A 15747-nucleotide genomic window follows, 5' to 3' on the forward strand; every position below is an offset into this window, starting at 1 on the left:
AGAGATCCGGGCCACACCCCCTACGGCTCAGCCGTCACCGGCACGTACCGTCATGGGTATGAGCCCCACTCCCCCCGCACGCCGTCTGCGCCTCGGTCTGCCGCGGCGGGTGTTCTCGCAGGTGCTGCTGATGCAGGTGGCGATCGCCGCAGGCGTCGCGGTCCTGGCGACCGGGCTGTTCCTCGCGCCGCTCAGCCACCAGCTGGACGACCAGGCGATGCGCCGCGCCCTCGCCATCGCGGAGACCACCGCGCAGCAGCCGCAGATCGCGAAGGACCTGCAGACCACCGCGCCCAGCGTCCACGGACCGGTGCAGCAGGAGGCGGAGCGCATCCGCAAGGCCACGCAGGCCGAGTACGTCGTGATCATGAACGAGGACGGCACCCGCTGGTCGCACACCGACCCGAAGCAGATCGGCCGCCACGTCTCCACCGACCCCCGCGACGCGCTCGAAGGCAACGAGGTCATGGAGATCGACAACGGCACGCTGGGCCGCTCCGCCCGCGGCAAGGTGCCGCTGCGCGACCCGAGCGGGCACATCGTCGGGGCGGTGTCCGTCGGTATCGCGTACGACAGCGTGCGGGCGCGGCTGATCAGCGCGATCCCCGGGTTGCTCGCGTACGCCGGCGGGGCCCTGGCCGTGGGCGCCCTGGCCGCCTGGCTCATCTCACGGCGGGTCCAGCGGCAGACCCGCGATCTGGCGTTCTCCGACATCTCCGGGCTGCTCGCCGAGCGTGAGGCGATGCTGCACGGTATCCGGGAGGGCGTCGTCGCCCTGGATCGCGGCGGTCGGGTCCGGCTGCTCAACGACGAGGCGCAGCGCCTGCTGGGCATCGGCGAGGAGGCGGTGGGGCGCTCCCCCGACGAGGCGCTCGGCGAGGGCCGTACGGCCGACGTGCTGGCCGGCCGGGTCACCGGCACCGATCTGCTCACCGTGCGCGGGCACCGGGTCCTGGTGGCCAACCGGATGCCCACGGACGACGGCGGCGCCGTGGCCACCCTGCGCGACCGGACCGAGCTGGAGCAGCTGGGCCGTGAACTGGACTCCACGCGCGGTCTGATCGACGCGCTGCGCGCCCAGGACCACGAGCACGCCAACCGCATGCACACCCTGCTCGGCCTGCTCGAGCTGGAGATGTACGACGACGCCGTCGAGTTCGTCGGGGAGGTCGTCGGCGACCACCGGGCGACCGCGGAGCAGGTCACGGAGAAGATCCAGGACCCGCTGCTCGCCGCGCTGCTGGTGGGGAAGGCGACCGTGGCGGCCGAGCGCGGCGTCGCCCTGTGGATCTCGGACCGCACCCGGCTGCCGGACCGGCTGGTGGACCCGCGCGGGCTGGTGACGATCGTGGGGAACCTGGTCGACAACGCGCTCGACGCCGTCGCGGGCACGCCGCACGCGCGCGTGGAGGTCGAACTGCGCGCCGAAGGCCGTACCGCGGTGCTCCGCGTACGGGACACCGGGCCCGGCGTTCCGGAGGAGCAGCGGGAGCTGGTGTTCACGGACGGCTGGTCCACCAAGAAGCCGCCGGCACACGGCAAGCGCGGGATCGGCCTGTCGCTGGTACGCCGGCTCGCCGAACGGCAGGGCGGCAGGGCGAGCGTGGCCGAGGCGGAGGGCGGGGGCGCGCAGTTCACGATCGTGCTGCCGGAGGCCCTGGCCGAGCCCGACCTGGAACTGCAGCCCGCCCTGGCCGGGCCGGCGGACACAGCCGTCGAGGAGGAGGCGCGATGATCGAGGTCCTGGTCGTGGACGACGACGCCCGGGTCGCCCAGGTCAACGCCGCCTACGTGGCGAAGGTGCCCGGCTTCCACGTCGCGGGTGAGGCGCACAGCGCGGCGGAGGCGCTGCGGCAGGTGGAGGAGCTGCCCCACCTGGACCTCGTCCTCATGGACCACTACCTGCCGGACGAGACGGGCCTGGAGGTCGTCTCAACGATGCGGCGGCGCGGCCACCAGACGGACGTGATCATGGTGACGGCGGCGCGGGACATCGCGACGGTGCAGGCGGCGATGCGGCAGGGCGCGCTGCAGTACCTGGTCAAGCCGTTCGCCTTCGCGGGCCTGCGCGCCAAGCTGGAGGCGTACGCGGCGCTGCGCCGCAGGCTGGACGGCGGCGGCGAGGCCGAGCAGGCGGACGTGGACCGGATCTTCGGCGCGCTGTCCGCTTCGTCGGAGCCGGGGCTGCCCAAGGGCCACTCCCCCACCACCGCGGAACTGGTCCGGCAGGCGCTGATGAACGCCGACGGGCCGCTGTCGGCCCAGGAGATCGCCGAGCGGACCGGACTGAGCCGGCAGACCGCGCAGCGCTATCTGAAGCTCCTGGAGCGCACCGGGCGCGCGCGGCTGACGCTGAAGTACGGCGACGCGGGCCGCCCGGAACACCGTTACGTGTGGGCGACCCGCGCCTGAGGCACGGCCGTGGGGCGGTGGAAGGGGCCGTGCCCGTCCAGGAGTACGGACCGCGGCCCCCGGACTTCTCGATCCCCGGGTGGTGCTCCTGCCGGTTGTCAGCCGGCCGCCTTCTCGACGAACTCGGTCGTGTAGGTCTTGCTGAGGTCGACCTTGGCGTTCTTGATGGTGGGGTTGAACGCCTTGAGAACCTTCTCGACGGTCTCGGGGCCGTTCGCCGGCATCAACCCGTCCTTGGTGAACATCGGCAGCGTGCTCTTGATGGCGGCGGCGTACAGGACCTTGTTGCCCTGCGAGTAGTCGGCGGGCATCTTGTCGGCGATCTCGGAGGCGCTGTGCGTGGACATCCACTTGAGCGTCTTGACGAATGCATTGGCCAACTTCTGGACGGTGTCCTTGTGGCTGTTCACCCAGTTCGTCTGCATGTACAGACTGGACGACGGGTACGGACCGCCGAGCGCCGACTGCGAGCCCTCGGGCGTGCGCATGTCCAGCAGCACCTTCCCGGCGTTCTTGTCGAGGATGGTCGCGACCGTGGGGTCGGTCGTCATGCCGCCGTCGATCGCGCCCTGCTGGAGGGCGGAGATGAACGTCGGTCCGGCGCCGACCGCGACCGGGGTGAACTCGCTGACCTTCACCCCGTTGGTGACCGCCAGGTACTTGGTGAGGAAGTCGGTCGAGGAGCCGAGCCCGGTGACGCCGAGCTTCTTGCCCTTGAAGTCCTTGGGCGAGGTGATGTCCTTCTCCGCCTTGGTGGAGACGACCTCCACCTCGCCGGGCGCGTGCGAGAACTGCACGACGGACTCGACGGCCTTGCCCTTCACCTGGAGGTCCAGCGTGTGGTCGTAGAAGCCGACGGCCCCCTGGACCTGACCGGAGACGAGCGCGGTCTCGGCCTGCACACCGGCCGGCTCGCTCAGCAGCTCCACGTCCAGGCCCTCGGCGTCGAAGTAGCCGAGGCGCTGGGTGAGCATCGCGGGCAGGTAGATGACCTTGTCCAGGCCGCCGACCATGATCTTGACCTTGACGCCCTTGCCGTCACCCTTGCTGCCCGCATCGGCGGAGGTGCCGGCCGCGTCGTTGGCGCAGGCGGTGAGCGAGGTGAGGGCGAGCAGGCCGGCGGTGGCCAGCGAGGCGTATCTGGCGGTCTGGCGAGGGGTCTTGCGCATGAGGGTTCACGTCCTTGGAAGAGGGCCGGGCGGGCGGCGGGGGTGAAAGAGGCGGCGGGAGGAGAGGGCGCGGGACAGGACGGGGCGAAGAGACCGGCGTCAGCTGTCGGAGCGGGACGGCTTCCAGCGGAAGATGCGTCGCTCGGCGAAGGTCAGCAGCCCCTCGGCCAGGAGGGCGACGACGGCCAGGATCACCATCGCCGCGTACACACCGGCGGCGTTGAAGGTGCCCTGCGACTGCGCGACGAGCAGGCCGATGCCCTTGGTCGCGCCGATGTACTCGCCGACGATGGCGCCGATGAGGGCGAAGCCGAAGCTGACATGGAGGCTGGTGAAGATCCAGGACGTCGCAGACGGGATGACCACCTGGAGGGTCACCCGCCGGTTGCTCGCGCCGAGGATCCGCGCGTTGGCCACGAGGTTGCGGTCGACCTCGCGGGCGCCCTGGAAGGCGTTGAAGAACACCGGGAAGAAGACCAGGACGACGGCGGACGCCACCTTCGAAACGGGGCCGAGGCCGAACCAGATCACGAAGATCGGGGCCAGGACGATCCTGGGTATCGAGTTGAGCACCTTGATGTATGGACCAAGGACATCGGCGAGGAAGGCGATCCGCCCGAGCGCGATACCGAGAACCACACCGGCGATGACACCGACGACCCATCCGACGAGCGCCTCGTAGAGCGTGGCCCAGATCTGCTCGCCGAGGGAGCCGAGCGCCGTCCCGTGCATGACCCAGGTGGAGATCTGGTCCCAGATCTGCGAGGGCATCGAGAAGTTGAACGGATCGATGACCTTGGCGCGCGAGAGCATCTCCCACAGACCGAGCACGGCGACCAGCAGCAGGACACGCACGGACGTGACGACGACCTTGCGTCTGCGGGCGGCACGCGCGCGTGAGTGCGCACGGTCCGGGATCTTGGCCGTGTCGACGACCGGCGTGCTGAGCACCTCAGGCGACATGAGCGGCACCCCTCTCGCGGGTGATGCGCACCTCTTCGCCGAGGCACTCCCAGATCTCCCGGTAGATCTCCAGGAAGCGCGGCTCCAGGCGCACCTGCTCGACCTTGCGGGGCCTCGGCAGGTCGATGTCGAAGACCTGCTTGACGGTGGCGGGACCGGCCGTCATCACGACGACCCGGTCGGCCAGGGCGATGGACTCCTCCAGGTCGTGGGTGACGAAGACGACGGAGGCACGCGTGCCCTCCCACAGCTCCAGCAGCTCGTCCGACATCAGCGCCCGGGTCTGCACGTCGAGCGCCGAGAAGGGCTCGTCCATGAGCAGGATCTCGGGGTCGTTGACGAACGTCGCGGCGAGGGCGACCCGCTTGCGCTGGCCTCCGGAGAGCTGGTGCGGATAGCGGTCCTCGAAGGCGGAGAGCCCGACCCGGGCCAGCCAGGCGCGTGCCTTCTCCTTCGCCTCGGCCTTCGGTACGCCGCGGAAGCGGGGGCCCGCCATGACGTTGGACAGCACCGTGCGCCACGGGAAGGTGGCGTCCTGCTGGAAGACGAAGCCGACCTTGTCGCCGACGCCGCGCACCGGCTCACCGGCGACCAGAACCTCGCCCTCGCTGGGCTCCTCCAGGCCGCTGACCAGCGTCAACGTCGTCGACTTGCCGCAACCTGTGGGGCCGACGACGGCCACGAACTCGCCTTGGTGCACGGTCAGGTCGAGGTCCCTGACGGCCGTGTGCAGACCACCGGACGGCGTCCGGAAGGTTTTGCCTGCGCCCCGCAGTTCGATGGCGGGGCTGGTGTCTGTGCTCATGGGCCGGACCGTAGATGTGGCCCGGGCCACAGCAGCAGTCTTGTGAGCACATGCGCTTCTTTTGCTTGCAACAGCCTGTTGTGCTCATTTTGCTCGCGCTACAACAACGGAACCGAAACACGGGCGTCACGCCCGCCTGGCCTTGACAGAAAGAGGCCCGATGATTGACGTCCTGGTGGTGGACGACGACTTCCGCGTCGCCGAGATCAACGCCAAGTACGTGGGAAAGGTTCCCGGCTTCCGGGTGGCCGCCCGCGCCCACAGCGCTGCCCAGGCTCTGGCCGCCGTCGAGCGCGGCGGGATCGACCTGGTGCTGCTCGACCACTACCTGCCCGACCAGACGGGCCTGCAACTCGTGCACCGGATGCGTCAGCAGGGCCATGGGACCGACGTCATCATGATCACGGCCGCCGGTGATGTCACGACCGTGCAGACCGCGATGCGTCTCGGCGCGCTGCACTACCTGGTGAAACCGTTCACCTTCGCCGCCCTGCGCACCCGCCTGGACTCCTACGCCGCGCTGCGCCGCACCGTGGACCGGGTCGGCGGCCGCGGCGTCGCCGGCCAGGAGCAGGTCGACCGCATCTTCGGCGCCCTGCGGACGGCCCCGGTGCCGTCGTCGCCGGGGTTGCCGAGCGGCCATTCGGAGCCCACCACGGACCTGATCTGCTCGGTGCTGCACCGCTCCGATCAGCCCCTGTCGGCCCACGAGGTCGCCACCCGCACCGGCCTGAGCCGCTCGACCGCCCAGCGCTACCTGCGCCACCTCGAACAGGCCGGCCGTCTGCGGCTGTCCCTGAAGTACGGCGACACGGGCCGTCCCGAGCACCGGTACGCGTGGGTCGCGCCCTGAGCCCTGAGGGTCCCTCTCGCGCCCAACCGACCTGCCCCACGGCGGCCTCACGGTCGTGGCGTAGGTCGGCTACGGGCGCATGGCCACCTATGCCTGCACGCTCGGCTTCCACTCGTGGACCAGGAGCCCGAGCAGCACCTCGTCCAGGAACTCGCCCATCACCCAGGCCGAGGAGCGCAGCACGCCCTCGCGGACGAAGCCGTTGTGCTCGGCGGAGCGCAGCATCGCGGCGTTGTCCGCCAGTGTTTCGATCTGCAGCCGATGCAGACCTCGTACGACGAAGCCGTAGTGGCACAGCACCGCGACCACGTCGGTGCCGTAGCCCTTTCCGCGGGCGGACGGCAGCAGTCCCAGCCCGATGTGCGCGGACCGGCTGTGGTTGTCGATGCCCCACAGATTCGCGGTACCGATCAGCGTGCCGCCCTCCAGCTCCACCACGGAGAACGGAACGTGCCCCTGCTCCTTGTCGTCCACCACGAGACGCGAGTCCTCCGAGCCGGGCGTCATCGGCCGCCACGGCCGGCCTTCGGCCCGCGCGGCGTTGGCCACGTCGTCGTAGAGCTCGGTCCGCAGGATCGGGATGTCTTCCGCGTGCCGGGCCCTGAGTCCGACCTTGCTGCCTGTAAGCATGCAAGCTTCCTATACGACCGGGTTGACCGGCGGCAAACCAATAAGGCACCCCGACGGCCGCCGAAGTAGCGAGCCTAGGCGGCTCCCGCGCCCGTGAGCGAACGCACCTCGGTCTCCGCGTACTTGGCCTCGTCCGTGGCCTCCGTGGAGGTGACGGTGCCCAGCCAGCCGGCGAGGAAGCCCAGCGGGATGGACACCAGGCCGGGGTTCTCCAACGGGAAGAACTGGAAGTCGACGCCCGGGAAGAGGGAGTTGGGCCCGCCGGAGACCACCGGGGACAGGATGACGAGCAGCAGGGCCGGGAGCAGGCCTCCGTAGACGGCCCACACCGCGCCGCGCGTGGTGAAGCCGCGCCAGAACAGCGAGTAGAGCAGCACCGGCAGGTTCGCGGACGCGGCGACGGCGAAGGCCAGCCCGACCAGGAAGGCCACGTTGAGGTCGCGGGCCAGTAGTCCCAGGGCGATCGCGACCACGCCGATGCCGACGGCCGCGGCCCGGGCGACGGCAACCTCACTGCGCTGCTTGCTCGTACGGCGGCGCAGCGAGGCGTACAGGTCGTGGGCGACGGAGGCGGACGAGGCCAGCGTGATACCGGCGACCACGGCGAGGATCGTCGCGAAGGCCACGGCGGTGACGACCGCGAACAGCACCGTGCCTCCCGTGGAGTCGAGGCCGCCACCGAGGTCGAGCGCCAGCAGCGGCACCGCCGTGTTCCCGGCCGCGTTGGACTGCCGTACCGCCTGCGGGCCGACGATCGCGGCGGCGCCGAAGCCGAGGACGATCGTCATCAGGTAGAAACCGCCGATGAGGCCGATCGACCAGACCACCGAGCGACGGGCGGCCCGGGCCGTGGGCACGGTGTAGAAGCGGGCCAGGATGTGCGGCAGCCCGGCTGTGCCCAGCACCAGCGCCAGGCCCAGGCTGATGAAGTCCAACCGGGCGGTCCAGTTCGCGCCGTAGCGCAGTCCGGGGGCCAGGAACGCGTCTCCGTGCCCGCTGCGGTCGGCCGCCGTGAGCAGCAGCCGGTCGAAGTCGCCGTGGAAGCGGACGAGGACGAGCACGGTCAGCGCGACCGTGCCGCCGAGCAGCATCACGGCCTTGACGATCTGGATCCATGTGGTGGCCCGCATCCCTCCCAAGGACACGTAGATCACCATCAGTGCGCCCACGCCGATGACGGCCCAGGACTGCGCCGCCCCGCTCGAACGCCCCAGGAGCAGGGCGACCAGGCTGCCCGCGCCCACCATCTGCGCCACCAGGTAGAGAACGGACACGGTGACCGAGGAAGTTCCCGCCGCGATCCGCACGGGCCGCTCCCGCATGCGGGCGGCGACCACGTCCGCGAGGGTGAACCGCCCGCAGTTGCGCACCAGTTCGGCGACCAGGAAGAGCACCACCAGCCATGCCACGAGAAACCCGACCGAGTACAAAAGGCCGTCGTAGCCGTACAGCGCGATGAGTCCGGAGATACCGAGGAAAGAAGCGGCCGACATGTAGTCGCCCGCGATGGCAAAACCATTTTCCATCGGCGAGAAGAGCCGTCCCCCGGCGTAGAACTCCTCGGCCGAACCGTGCCGGTGACGGCTCACCCAGGTCGTGATCGCCAGCGTGACGGCGACGAACACGCTGAACAGCGCCAGCGCGAGCGTGTGGTGGTTTCCGGTCATACGGCACCGCCTCGGGCACCGCGCGTCATCTCCTGGGTGTCCCAGCGCAGATCGAGTGCGGCCCGGTCCCGGCGCAGCCGGGCGTGGCGCGCGTAGGCCCAGGTGAGCAGGAACGTGGTGAGGAACTGACCGAGCCCGGCGAGCATCGCCACGTTCACCGCACCCGCCACCCGGCGCGCCATGAAACCGGGCGCGGCCGTCGCCGCCACGACGTACCCCACGTACCAGAGAAGGAAGCCGACGACCGCCGGAATCACGAACCTTCGGTACCGGCTGCGGACCTCCTGGAAGGCCGCGCTGCGCTGCACTTCGAGGTAGACGTCGGCCGCGGCCACCTGCGTCGGCTCCCGGCGCGCGGCCGGAACGGTGACGGCCGACGCCGCGCCGGCGACCGACTCGCCCCATCCCGAGGCGAGCGCGTCGTACCAGGGGTCGTCATGCCGGGCGCTCTCCGGAGCGCCGACACCGAAGGGGGCAGGGCGTTGCTCGTGCGCGGTGGAACCTTCTGAACCGCCCCCGCTTGGACGACGTTTGCTTGACTGCATGCCCAAGGATGGACAGAACGGGAAGATCCCCAACTCTTTTCCCCGCCCTCTTCACCCCATCAGGTGACCTCCCCGGCCGGCGGCCGTGCCAGCCCCTTCGCATACGCGTATCGCACGGCCTGCGCCCGGTCCTTGAGCCCGGTCTTGGCGAAGAGGTTGTTGATGTGGGTCTTCACGGTCGCGGTGGACACGTGCAGTCTCCGGGCGATCTCCTGGTTGCTGAGCCCCTCCGCGATGAGCAGCAGCACCTCCGTCTCCCGCACCGTGAGTCCGTCGGGTGCCGCCTCGGCGGGCATCTGCTGCCGGGATTCGGGCTCCGACAGCCTCTCCAGCAGGCGCCGTTGGATGCTCGGGGACAGCCCGGCATCACCGGACAGCACGCTGTGCACGGCCCGCACGATCTCGTCCCCGCCCGCGTCCTTGGTCAGATACCCGCGTGCTCCCGCGCGCAGCGCCGGGAACAGGGAGTCGTCGTCGGCGTACGTCGTCAGGACGACGACCTGGGTGCGCGGATGCTCCGCTCGAATCCGCCGGGTGGCCTCCACCCCGTCGCACCGAGGCATGCGCAGGTCCATCAACACAACGTCGGGGTCCAGTTCCGCGACGAGTCTCACCGCCTCGTCCCCGTCCCCGGCCGCGCCGACGACCTCGACTCCGGGCAACAGGCCCAGCAGCATCACGATGCCTTCGCGGACGACGGTCTGGTCGTCGGCGACCACGACACGGGCGGACACCGTCCCCTCCCCCTCGGTCATACCGGCACCTTCAACGTCACCACGAAGCCCTTCTCACCCGGCCCGGCGTCGAGCGACCCGCCCAGCAGCTCGGCTCGCTCGCGCATCCCCAGCAGACCGTACCCGGCGCCCGACCCGGTCAGCTCCCCCGGTCCGCCGCCCGAATCCCTCACCTGCAGCGCCACTTCATGCTCGGTGTAGTCCAGCCGCACCTCGACCTTGGCCCCGGGCGCGTGCTTGCGGACGTTCGTCAGGGCCTCCTGGGCGACCCTGCGCACGGCCTGCGAGGCCTCCGCCGGCAGCGGCCGGCTCTCACCCGAGACAGTGACCTCCGCGCCGTCGGTCTGCCCGACCAGCTCTCTCAGAAAGTCCTCCACCGGGGTCAGTTCTCCGCGCAGAGCGGAGAGCGCCTGCCGGGTCTCGGCGAGGCCTTCCCGGGCCATGCCCCGGGCCGCCACGACGCGTTCGAGGATCTGCTCGCGGTCCGCGCCGCGTTCGACGAGCAGCCGGGCCGCCTCAAGATGCACGAGCTGGGCGGAGAGGCTGTGGGCGAGGACGTCGTGGATCTCCCGGGCGATCCTGGCCCGCTCCGCCAGGGCCGCCGACTCCGCCTCGGCCGCCCGGGCGGCTCGTTCCTGGGCGAGCAGCCGCTGGGCGCTGCCGCGGGCCTCGGCGTCCAGCCGCAGGGCGCATCCGCCGAGAGCCAGACCGACCGTCGTCACGACCGTGGTCAGCCACGCATCGTCGTTGACGGTGGCGTACGCCTGGAAGGACAGCCAGGTGACGGGGAGCGCCGCCGCGAGTGGCAGCCGTTCCAGCGCGGCGACACCGCAGCCGCACCAGATGACCAGAGCCGGCACCTTGAACTCGGCGGCCTGCGCGCCGACCGCGAGAGCCACGAGCAGCAGGCACAGGACGATGGACGGGACGAGCCGGTGGGCGAGAGTGGTCCGGTAGAAGGCCCACCCGGCAGCGATGGCCGCGAAGACGACCCCTGCGGCGGCCGCGATGCCCCACCCGTGGACATGGCCGCCGGTGAAGGAACTCCACAGCAGCGCCCCGATCGCGACGAGCCGGACCGCCCAGGTGAGCAGGCGCCGGGCCCGTGAGATGCCCTCACTGCCGAGGGCCTCCCGGGAGGGCCAGCGCGTCCAGGCGTTCTCCGTCACACGCGTTCCTTCCGTGCCTGCCGGATCATGGCGTCACCGTACGCCGCAGCGGGGCCGGTCACCGGGAACAGGGACTGAGCCCGCACGACCAGGATCCCGGAGCGGACGAGCAGGGTGCACGCGAGGCCGAGCAGGAGAGCGGTGCTGTTCTGGTGTATCCCCAGCAGCAGACCGAGGCCGATGAGACCCAGACGCAGGGCGACGCCGGCGGCCCAGGCTGCCCCGCTGGCCTTGGTGCTCCTGCTCCAGACGGCGCCGTCGGTCTCCACCCACATACGGGTCGTCCAGGCCCAGCCGGCGCCGGTCGCGGCGGCTATGAGGAGTTCGGCGGCGAGCAGCATCACGGACCCGGCACGGTGATGGGCGTCCAGCAGACCCGGCGAGCGCAGCGCCATGGCCGCGAGGATGACGGGAACCAGCCACCAGCGGCGGTCGGCGCTGACGCGGCGGGCGCTGAACTGGCGCACGATCACCAGCGCGGCGACGGCGACCATCACCAGCACATTGACGAGCCCGGACATGCAAGCCTCCGTGAGCGGAACGGGGACCGGCAGCGGGTGCCGCCGACGCCTATGAAGCTACGGAAAAGCGCAGGTCGGGCGGATCGGAGCGGGGGTGGAAACCGGGTGGAATCACAGAGGGTGCTCCCTCCACCCACGGGTGGAGAGCGCCTGGTGGCGGAGAATTCCTGGTGGCGGTGAGCGCCTCGTTACGGTGAGCGCCTCGTTACGGTGAGCGCCTCGTGGCGCAGGGCGGCTCGGGCGGGTGCGGGGGCGGCGTCGTGTTGCCCGCGGTCGCTCCTCCACAGCGCGCCCCGTCAGCACGCGGGTTCTGCCAGGACGAAATCCCCTGCCAGGGCGGGGCACGCCCCGGGGCCCCTGGCCGGACGCATGAGCTGCGTCCGGCCAGGGGCCCCGGGCCAGCGCGGTCCAGCGCAGCGGCTACGCGTCGATGCGGGAGCGGTCCAGCGTCGCCGCCGAACTGGAGATGAACTCCTTGCGTGGCGCCACGTCGTTGCCCATCAGCAGGTCGAACACCTGCTCCGCCGCCTCCAGATCGGTGAGGTTGATCCGGCGCAGGGTGCGGCGGCGCGGGTCCATCGTCGTCTCGGCCAGCTGGTCGGCGTCCATCTCGCCCAGACCCTTGTAGCGCTGGATGGAGTCCTTGTAGCGGACGCCCTTGCTCTGGAACTCCATCAGCTTGTCCCGCAGCTCACGGTCCGAGTACGTGTACACGTACTTGTCCTGGCCCTTCTTCGGCTGGACCAGCTCGATGCGATGCAGCGGTGGCACCGCCGCGAAGACCCGGCCCGCCTCGACCATCGGCCGCATGTAACGGTGGAACAAGGTCAGCAGCAGCGTGCGGATGTGGGAGCCGTCGACGTCGGCGTCGGTCATCATGATGATCTTGCCGTAGCGGGCCGCGTCGAGATCGAAGGTGCGCCCGGAGCCTGCTCCTATGACCTGGATGATCGCGCCGCACTCGGCGTTCTTCAGCATGTCGGTCACGGAGGACTTCTGAACGTTGAGGATCTTGCCGCGGATCGGCAGCAGCGCCTGGAACTCGGAGTTACGGGCGAGCTTGGCCGTGCCGAGCGCGGAGTCGCCCTCGACGATGAACAGCTCGCTCCGCTCGACGTCGTCGCTGCGGCAGTCGGCCAGCTTGGCCGGCAGCGAGGAGGACTCCAGGGCCGTCTTGCGACGCTGGGCGTCCTTGTGCTGGCGCGCGGCGATACGCGTGCGTGCCGCGGCGACGGCCTTCTCCATGACCACCCGGGCCTGGGCGGCGGCGTCACGCTTCGTGGAGGTGAGGAACGCCTTGAGTTCCTTGGTGATCACGTTGTTCACGATGCGGCGGGCCGCCGAAGTGCCGAGGACCTCCTTGGTCTGGCCCTCGAACTGCGGTTCCGCGAGCCGGACGGTGACGACGGCGGTGAGGCCTTCCAGGGCGTCGTCCTTGACGATGTCGTCTTCGGCGACGCGCAGGAGCTTCTTGGCGCGCAGCACCTCGTTCATCGTCTTGGCGATCGCCTGCTCGAAGCCGGCGACGTGGGTGCCGCCCTTGGGGGTGGCGATGATGTTGACGAAGGACCTGAGCATCGTGTCGTAGCCGGTGCCCCAGCGCATCGCCACGTCCACGCCCAGCTCACGGGTGACCTCGGTGGGCGTCATCTGGCCGTGCTCGTCCAGGACCGGGACGGTCTCCTTGAACGTGCCCTGCCCGCTGAAGCGGAGCACGTCGCAGATCGGCTTGTCGCTGGCCAGGTACTCGCAGAACTCGCTGATGCCGCCGTCGAAGCGGAACGACTCCTCGCCCTTGCTGCCACCCTCACCGAGGCCGTATTCGTCACGGACGACGATGGTCAGGCCGGGTACGAGGAAGGCGGTCTGGCGGGCGCGCTGGTGCAGCGTCTCCAGGGAGAGCTTGGCGTCCTTGAGGAAGATCTGGCGGTCGGCCCAGTACCGCACGCGCGTGCCGGTGCGGGTCCTGGGGATCTTCTTGACCTTGCGCAGTCCGCTCTTGGCCTCGAACTTCGCGTCCGAGCCCTCGCCGGTGAAGGCGCCGGGGACGCCGCGGCGGAAGCTGATGGCGTGCGTGTGGCCGCTACGGTCCACCTCGACGTCCAGCCGGGCGGAAAGGGCGTTCACGACGGAGGCCCCGACGCCATGCAGACCGCCGGAGGCCGCGTAGGAGCCACCGCCGAACTTTCCTCCGGCGTGCAGCTTGGTCATGACGACTTCGACACCGGACAGGCCTGTCTTGGGCTCGACGTCGACCGGAATGCCGCGGCCGTTGTCCCGCACCTCGACGGAGGCGTCGTCGTGCAGGATCACCTCGATGTGGTCGCAGTAGCCACCGAGGGCCTCGTCGACGGAGTTGTCGATGATCTCCCACAGGCAATGCATCAGGCCACGGCTGTCGGTGGACCCGATGTACATACCTGGACGCTTGCGCACGGCCTCGAGCCCCTCGAGGACGAGCAGGTGCCGCGCGGTGTAGTTGGATCCGTCCCGCTCTGCTCCTGCCAGCAGCGCTGTGGACGACACGGACGTCTCGGCGGTCACGCGGTTCGCTCCTCGCTGAATTTCAGATGGGGCCCTGATGGGTAAGGGGCCGGCTTCGGTCACCGGTGAGAGGGTACCGAGGCCTGGTAGAGCCGTTGTAACGCCACCCTCGTGCTCGGTTCACCCTAGTGCAGGATCGTAAGCTTGTTCGATCCCTCGATGGGGTGAAGTGCACATCACGTTCCCTGGGAGGCATGAACCGTTTAGGCTCCGGGCACGTCCTCATGAACAAACCGGCAATCCCGCCGGGAGGGCGGAACCATGACCGACAGAGCGAAACCGTAGGACACGACAGATACGCAATACGGCACATTCGCCGCCAACCCGGCAGCAGCCAACCCTCTCGGAGATTTTTTTCGAGGAAAAGCCGCGAGCGGGAACGTTTTGGGGCTGGTTGGATGTTGACCCTGGTACGACAGCTCGTCGAGCTAGAGAAGAGGCGACGTGACTACTGTTCTGACTTCCGCGAGCCCGCTGACGGCCGCTGATCGCTGCGACCGCTGCGGCGCCCAGGCATACCTGCGCGTCGTCCTGCTGAGTGGCGGAGAACTGCTCTTCTGCGCCCACCACGGTCGCAAGTTCGAGCCGGAACTCAAGAAGATCGCCGCTGAGATACAGGACGAGACCGAGCGACTGACCGCCGTTCCGGCATCCGCCTCCGAAGAAGAGCACTGACTCTGCGCGACCACGACGAGCCAGCACCGGCACAGGCCGGCGCACGGGCGGTCGTCCCCCAAGGGGGCGGCCGCCTGTGCTCGTCGAGGTACAGGAGAGGGACAGGGGTCGGCAGGCCCCCTCAAGCCGGCCAGGGGCCGTGAGGCGCCACCCAGGGACCCTCAGGCTCCCCCGGGCCCATCACCCACGGCTGAGCGTCCGTACGACGCCGGACACGCGCGTGTAGACGCCCGGGCTCCCGGCCCGTCCGCAGCCACTCCCCCATGACACCAGCCCGATCAGCCGCCCCTCGGCGACCAATGGGCCTCCGCTGTCCCCCTGGCAGGCGTCTCTGCCACCGGACCGCTCACCGGCACACACCATGCTTTCGGCGTCGTACCTTCCGTCACCGCTTCCTGGATAGGCCTGCTCACACAGCGCGTCCGACAGGACACGCACGGGAGCGGCCCGCAGACTCGCGGCGTAGTCTCCCGCCCCTGTGACATCGCCCCAGCCGTAGACCAGCGCGCGCGTGCCGGGCGCGTACGCCGGGTCGCCGTCGGCGGCCATGCCGATGACGGCACTGCTGGGCAGCGACCGGGACAGGGTGAGCACCGCGAAGTCACCGGTGTTGCTGCCGGCGTCGTAGCCCGGGTTGACCCAGGTCTCGCGGACCGGGATCTCACTGCCCTGGTCCGACAACAGATTTGTGCGCCCGGCGATGACCTTGAAGTCCCGCAGCCGCTCAGGCGGCCCGCCCAGGACGTCCTCGCCGAGGCAATGAGCGGCGGTGAGCACGGCGGTGCGGCCGATCGCCACTCCCCCGCAGAACTGCCCTGCCCGCGTACCCCCGAACCGGTCACGACTGGACAACGCCACCGTCCAGGGACTCTGCGCGACATCGACAGGGAAGCCCCCGACCACCACGCTGTCGGCGGACGCGGGGGCGGTGGACATCAGCGGTATGGCCCCTGCGGCGGCCGCCAGGACCAGCGGCCGGATCAGCGCGCGGGCAATGGAACCACGCATGCACACTCCTCACTCCGGGTTCGTCATGGAACACCCAGAGTGATCCAGCTCC

General features: G+C 70.1%; 15 protein-coding genes. 4 read left to right on the forward strand and 11 right to left on the reverse strand.

All coding sequences use genetic code 11. From position 1 onward, the window contains the following. The first annotated feature begins 58 nt into the window (after positions 1-58). Both ACF1GV_RS32360 and ACF1GV_RS32365 read left to right on the forward strand, forming a co-directional pair. Positions 59-1735: an ATP-binding protein gene (locus tag ACF1GV_RS32360; protein ID WP_391687851.1), complete on the forward strand. Its 1677-nt coding sequence runs from the start codon at positions 59-61 to the stop codon at positions 1733-1735. Continuing rightward, positions 1732-2412: a response regulator gene (locus ACF1GV_RS32365; RefSeq protein WP_391687854.1), complete on the forward strand. Its 681-nt coding sequence runs from the start codon at positions 1732-1734 to the stop codon at positions 2410-2412. Before ACF1GV_RS32360 ends, ACF1GV_RS32365 begins: the two co-directional genes overlap by 4 nt. 98 nt (positions 2413-2510) lie before the next feature. Here ACF1GV_RS32365 and ACF1GV_RS32370 read toward each other — a convergent pair whose 3' ends face one another. From ACF1GV_RS32370 to ACF1GV_RS32380, 3 genes are all read right to left on the reverse strand, one after another. Next, positions 2511-3581 carry an ABC transporter substrate-binding protein gene (locus ACF1GV_RS32370; protein WP_391687857.1) on the reverse strand — a complete coding sequence of 357 codons (1071 nt, stop codon included), beginning with the start codon at positions 3579-3581 and terminating at the stop codon, positions 2511-2513. 99 nt (positions 3582-3680) lie between these two features. Continuing rightward, a complete protein-coding gene (locus ACF1GV_RS32375) occupies positions 3681-4544 on the reverse strand; it encodes an ABC transporter permease (protein WP_363266228.1) in 864 nt (287 codons plus the stop codon). Continuing rightward, the gene (locus ACF1GV_RS32380) at positions 4534-5349 is read right to left on the reverse strand and encodes an ABC transporter ATP-binding protein (RefSeq protein WP_363266229.1); all 816 of its coding nucleotides are present in this window, start codon (positions 5347-5349) and stop codon (positions 4534-4536) included. Before ACF1GV_RS32380 ends, ACF1GV_RS32375 begins: the two co-directional genes overlap by 11 nt. A 160-nt stretch (positions 5350-5509) precedes the next feature. Here ACF1GV_RS32380 and ACF1GV_RS32385 point away from each other — a divergent pair, with 160 nt between their 5' ends. After that, positions 5510-6202, forward strand: a complete 693-nt coding sequence (locus ACF1GV_RS32385) for a response regulator (RefSeq protein ID WP_363266230.1) — start codon at positions 5510-5512, stop codon at positions 6200-6202. Between the two features lie 87 nt (positions 6203-6289). Here ACF1GV_RS32385 and ACF1GV_RS32390 read toward each other — a convergent pair whose 3' ends face one another. The 7 genes from ACF1GV_RS32390 to ACF1GV_RS32420 all read right to left on the reverse strand — a co-directional run bounded on the left by ACF1GV_RS32390 (position 6290) and on the right by ACF1GV_RS32420 (position 14012). Continuing rightward, a complete protein-coding gene (locus ACF1GV_RS32390) occupies positions 6290-6832 on the reverse strand; it encodes a GNAT family N-acetyltransferase (RefSeq protein ID WP_391687861.1) in 543 nt (180 codons plus the stop codon). A gap of 74 nt (positions 6833-6906) precedes the next feature. After that, complete coding sequence (locus ACF1GV_RS32395) at positions 6907-8499, reverse strand: cation acetate symporter (RefSeq protein ID WP_391687864.1); 1593 nt, start codon at positions 8497-8499, stop codon at positions 6907-6909. Continuing rightward, entirely contained in the window at positions 8496-9044 is a 549-nt protein-coding gene (locus tag ACF1GV_RS32400; protein ID WP_391687867.1) for a DUF485 domain-containing protein, read from the reverse strand. Before ACF1GV_RS32400 ends, ACF1GV_RS32395 begins: the two co-directional genes overlap by 4 nt. 59 nt (positions 9045-9103) lie before the next feature. Next, entirely contained in the window at positions 9104-9799 is a 696-nt protein-coding gene (locus tag ACF1GV_RS32405; RefSeq protein ID WP_391687870.1) for a response regulator, read from the reverse strand. Further along, positions 9796-10947 carry a sensor histidine kinase gene (locus tag ACF1GV_RS32410; protein ID WP_391687873.1) on the reverse strand — a complete coding sequence of 384 codons (1152 nt, stop codon included), beginning with the start codon at positions 10945-10947 and terminating at the stop codon, positions 9796-9798. Before ACF1GV_RS32410 ends, ACF1GV_RS32405 begins: the two co-directional genes overlap by 4 nt. Beyond that, a complete protein-coding gene (locus ACF1GV_RS32415; protein WP_391687876.1) occupies positions 10944-11468 on the reverse strand; it encodes a DUF1453 domain-containing protein in 525 nt (174 codons plus the stop codon). The genes ACF1GV_RS32410 and ACF1GV_RS32415 overlap by 4 nt, the downstream gene beginning before the upstream one ends. A gap of 420 nt (positions 11469-11888) precedes the next feature. Continuing rightward, on the reverse strand, positions 11889-14012 hold the full coding sequence (locus tag ACF1GV_RS32420) for a type IIA DNA topoisomerase subunit B (RefSeq protein ID WP_391687879.1): 2124 nt from the start codon (positions 14010-14012) through the stop codon (positions 11889-11891). A gap of 444 nt (positions 14013-14456) precedes the next feature. On the opposite strand from ACF1GV_RS32420, the gene ACF1GV_RS32425 reads away from it, so the two are divergent. Then, complete coding sequence (locus ACF1GV_RS32425) at positions 14457-14687, forward strand: hypothetical protein (RefSeq protein ID WP_363266238.1); 231 nt, start codon at positions 14457-14459, stop codon at positions 14685-14687. 180 nt (positions 14688-14867) lie between these two features. Here ACF1GV_RS32425 and ACF1GV_RS32430 read toward each other — a convergent pair whose 3' ends face one another. Next, on the reverse strand, positions 14868-15695 hold the full coding sequence (locus ACF1GV_RS32430; protein WP_391687882.1) for a S1 family peptidase: 828 nt from the start codon (positions 15693-15695) through the stop codon (positions 14868-14870). Positions 15696-15747: the final 52 nt, after the last annotated feature.

The sequence above is a fragment of the Streptomyces sp. NPDC014006 genome, from assembly GCF_043088925.1.
Lineage (GTDB): Bacteria > Actinomycetota > Actinomycetes > Streptomycetales > Streptomycetaceae > Streptomyces.

Bases quoted from the DNA above. Each gene is read 5' to 3' on its own strand.
- ACF1GV_RS32395 (WP_391687864.1), bottom strand. From the start codon at position 8,499: ATGACCGGAAACCACCACACGCTCGCGCTGGCGCTGTTCAGCGTGTTC.
- ACF1GV_RS32400 (WP_391687867.1), bottom strand. From the start codon at position 9,044: ATGCAGTCAAGCAAACGTCGTCCAAGCGGGGGCGGTTCAGAAGGTTCC.
- ACF1GV_RS32415 (WP_391687876.1), bottom strand. From the start codon at position 11,468: ATGTCCGGGCTCGTCAATGTGCTGGTGATGGTCGCCGTCGCCGCGCTG.
- ACF1GV_RS32380 (WP_363266229.1), bottom strand. From the start codon at position 5,349: ATGAGCACAGACACCAGCCCCGCCATCGAACTGCGGGGCGCAGGCAAA.
- ACF1GV_RS32430 (WP_391687882.1), bottom strand. From the start codon at position 15,695: ATGCGTGGTTCCATTGCCCGCGCGCTGATCCGGCCGCTGGTCCTGGCG.
- ACF1GV_RS32370 (WP_391687857.1), bottom strand. From the start codon at position 3,581: ATGCGCAAGACCCCTCGCCAGACCGCCAGATACGCCTCGCTGGCCACC.
- ACF1GV_RS32365 (WP_391687854.1), top strand. From the start codon at position 1,732: ATGATCGAGGTCCTGGTCGTGGACGACGACGCCCGGGTCGCCCAGGTC.
- ACF1GV_RS32405 (WP_391687870.1), bottom strand. From the start codon at position 9,799: ATGACCGAGGGGGAGGGGACGGTGTCCGCCCGTGTCGTGGTCGCCGAC.
- ACF1GV_RS32390 (WP_391687861.1), bottom strand. From the start codon at position 6,832: ATGCTTACAGGCAGCAAGGTCGGACTCAGGGCCCGGCACGCGGAAGAC.
- ACF1GV_RS32360 (WP_391687851.1), top strand. From the start codon at position 59: ATGAGCCCCACTCCCCCCGCACGCCGTCTGCGCCTCGGTCTGCCGCGG.
- ACF1GV_RS32375 (WP_363266228.1), bottom strand. From the start codon at position 4,544: ATGTCGCCTGAGGTGCTCAGCACGCCGGTCGTCGACACGGCCAAGATC.
- ACF1GV_RS32385 (WP_363266230.1), top strand. From the start codon at position 5,510: ATGATTGACGTCCTGGTGGTGGACGACGACTTCCGCGTCGCCGAGATC.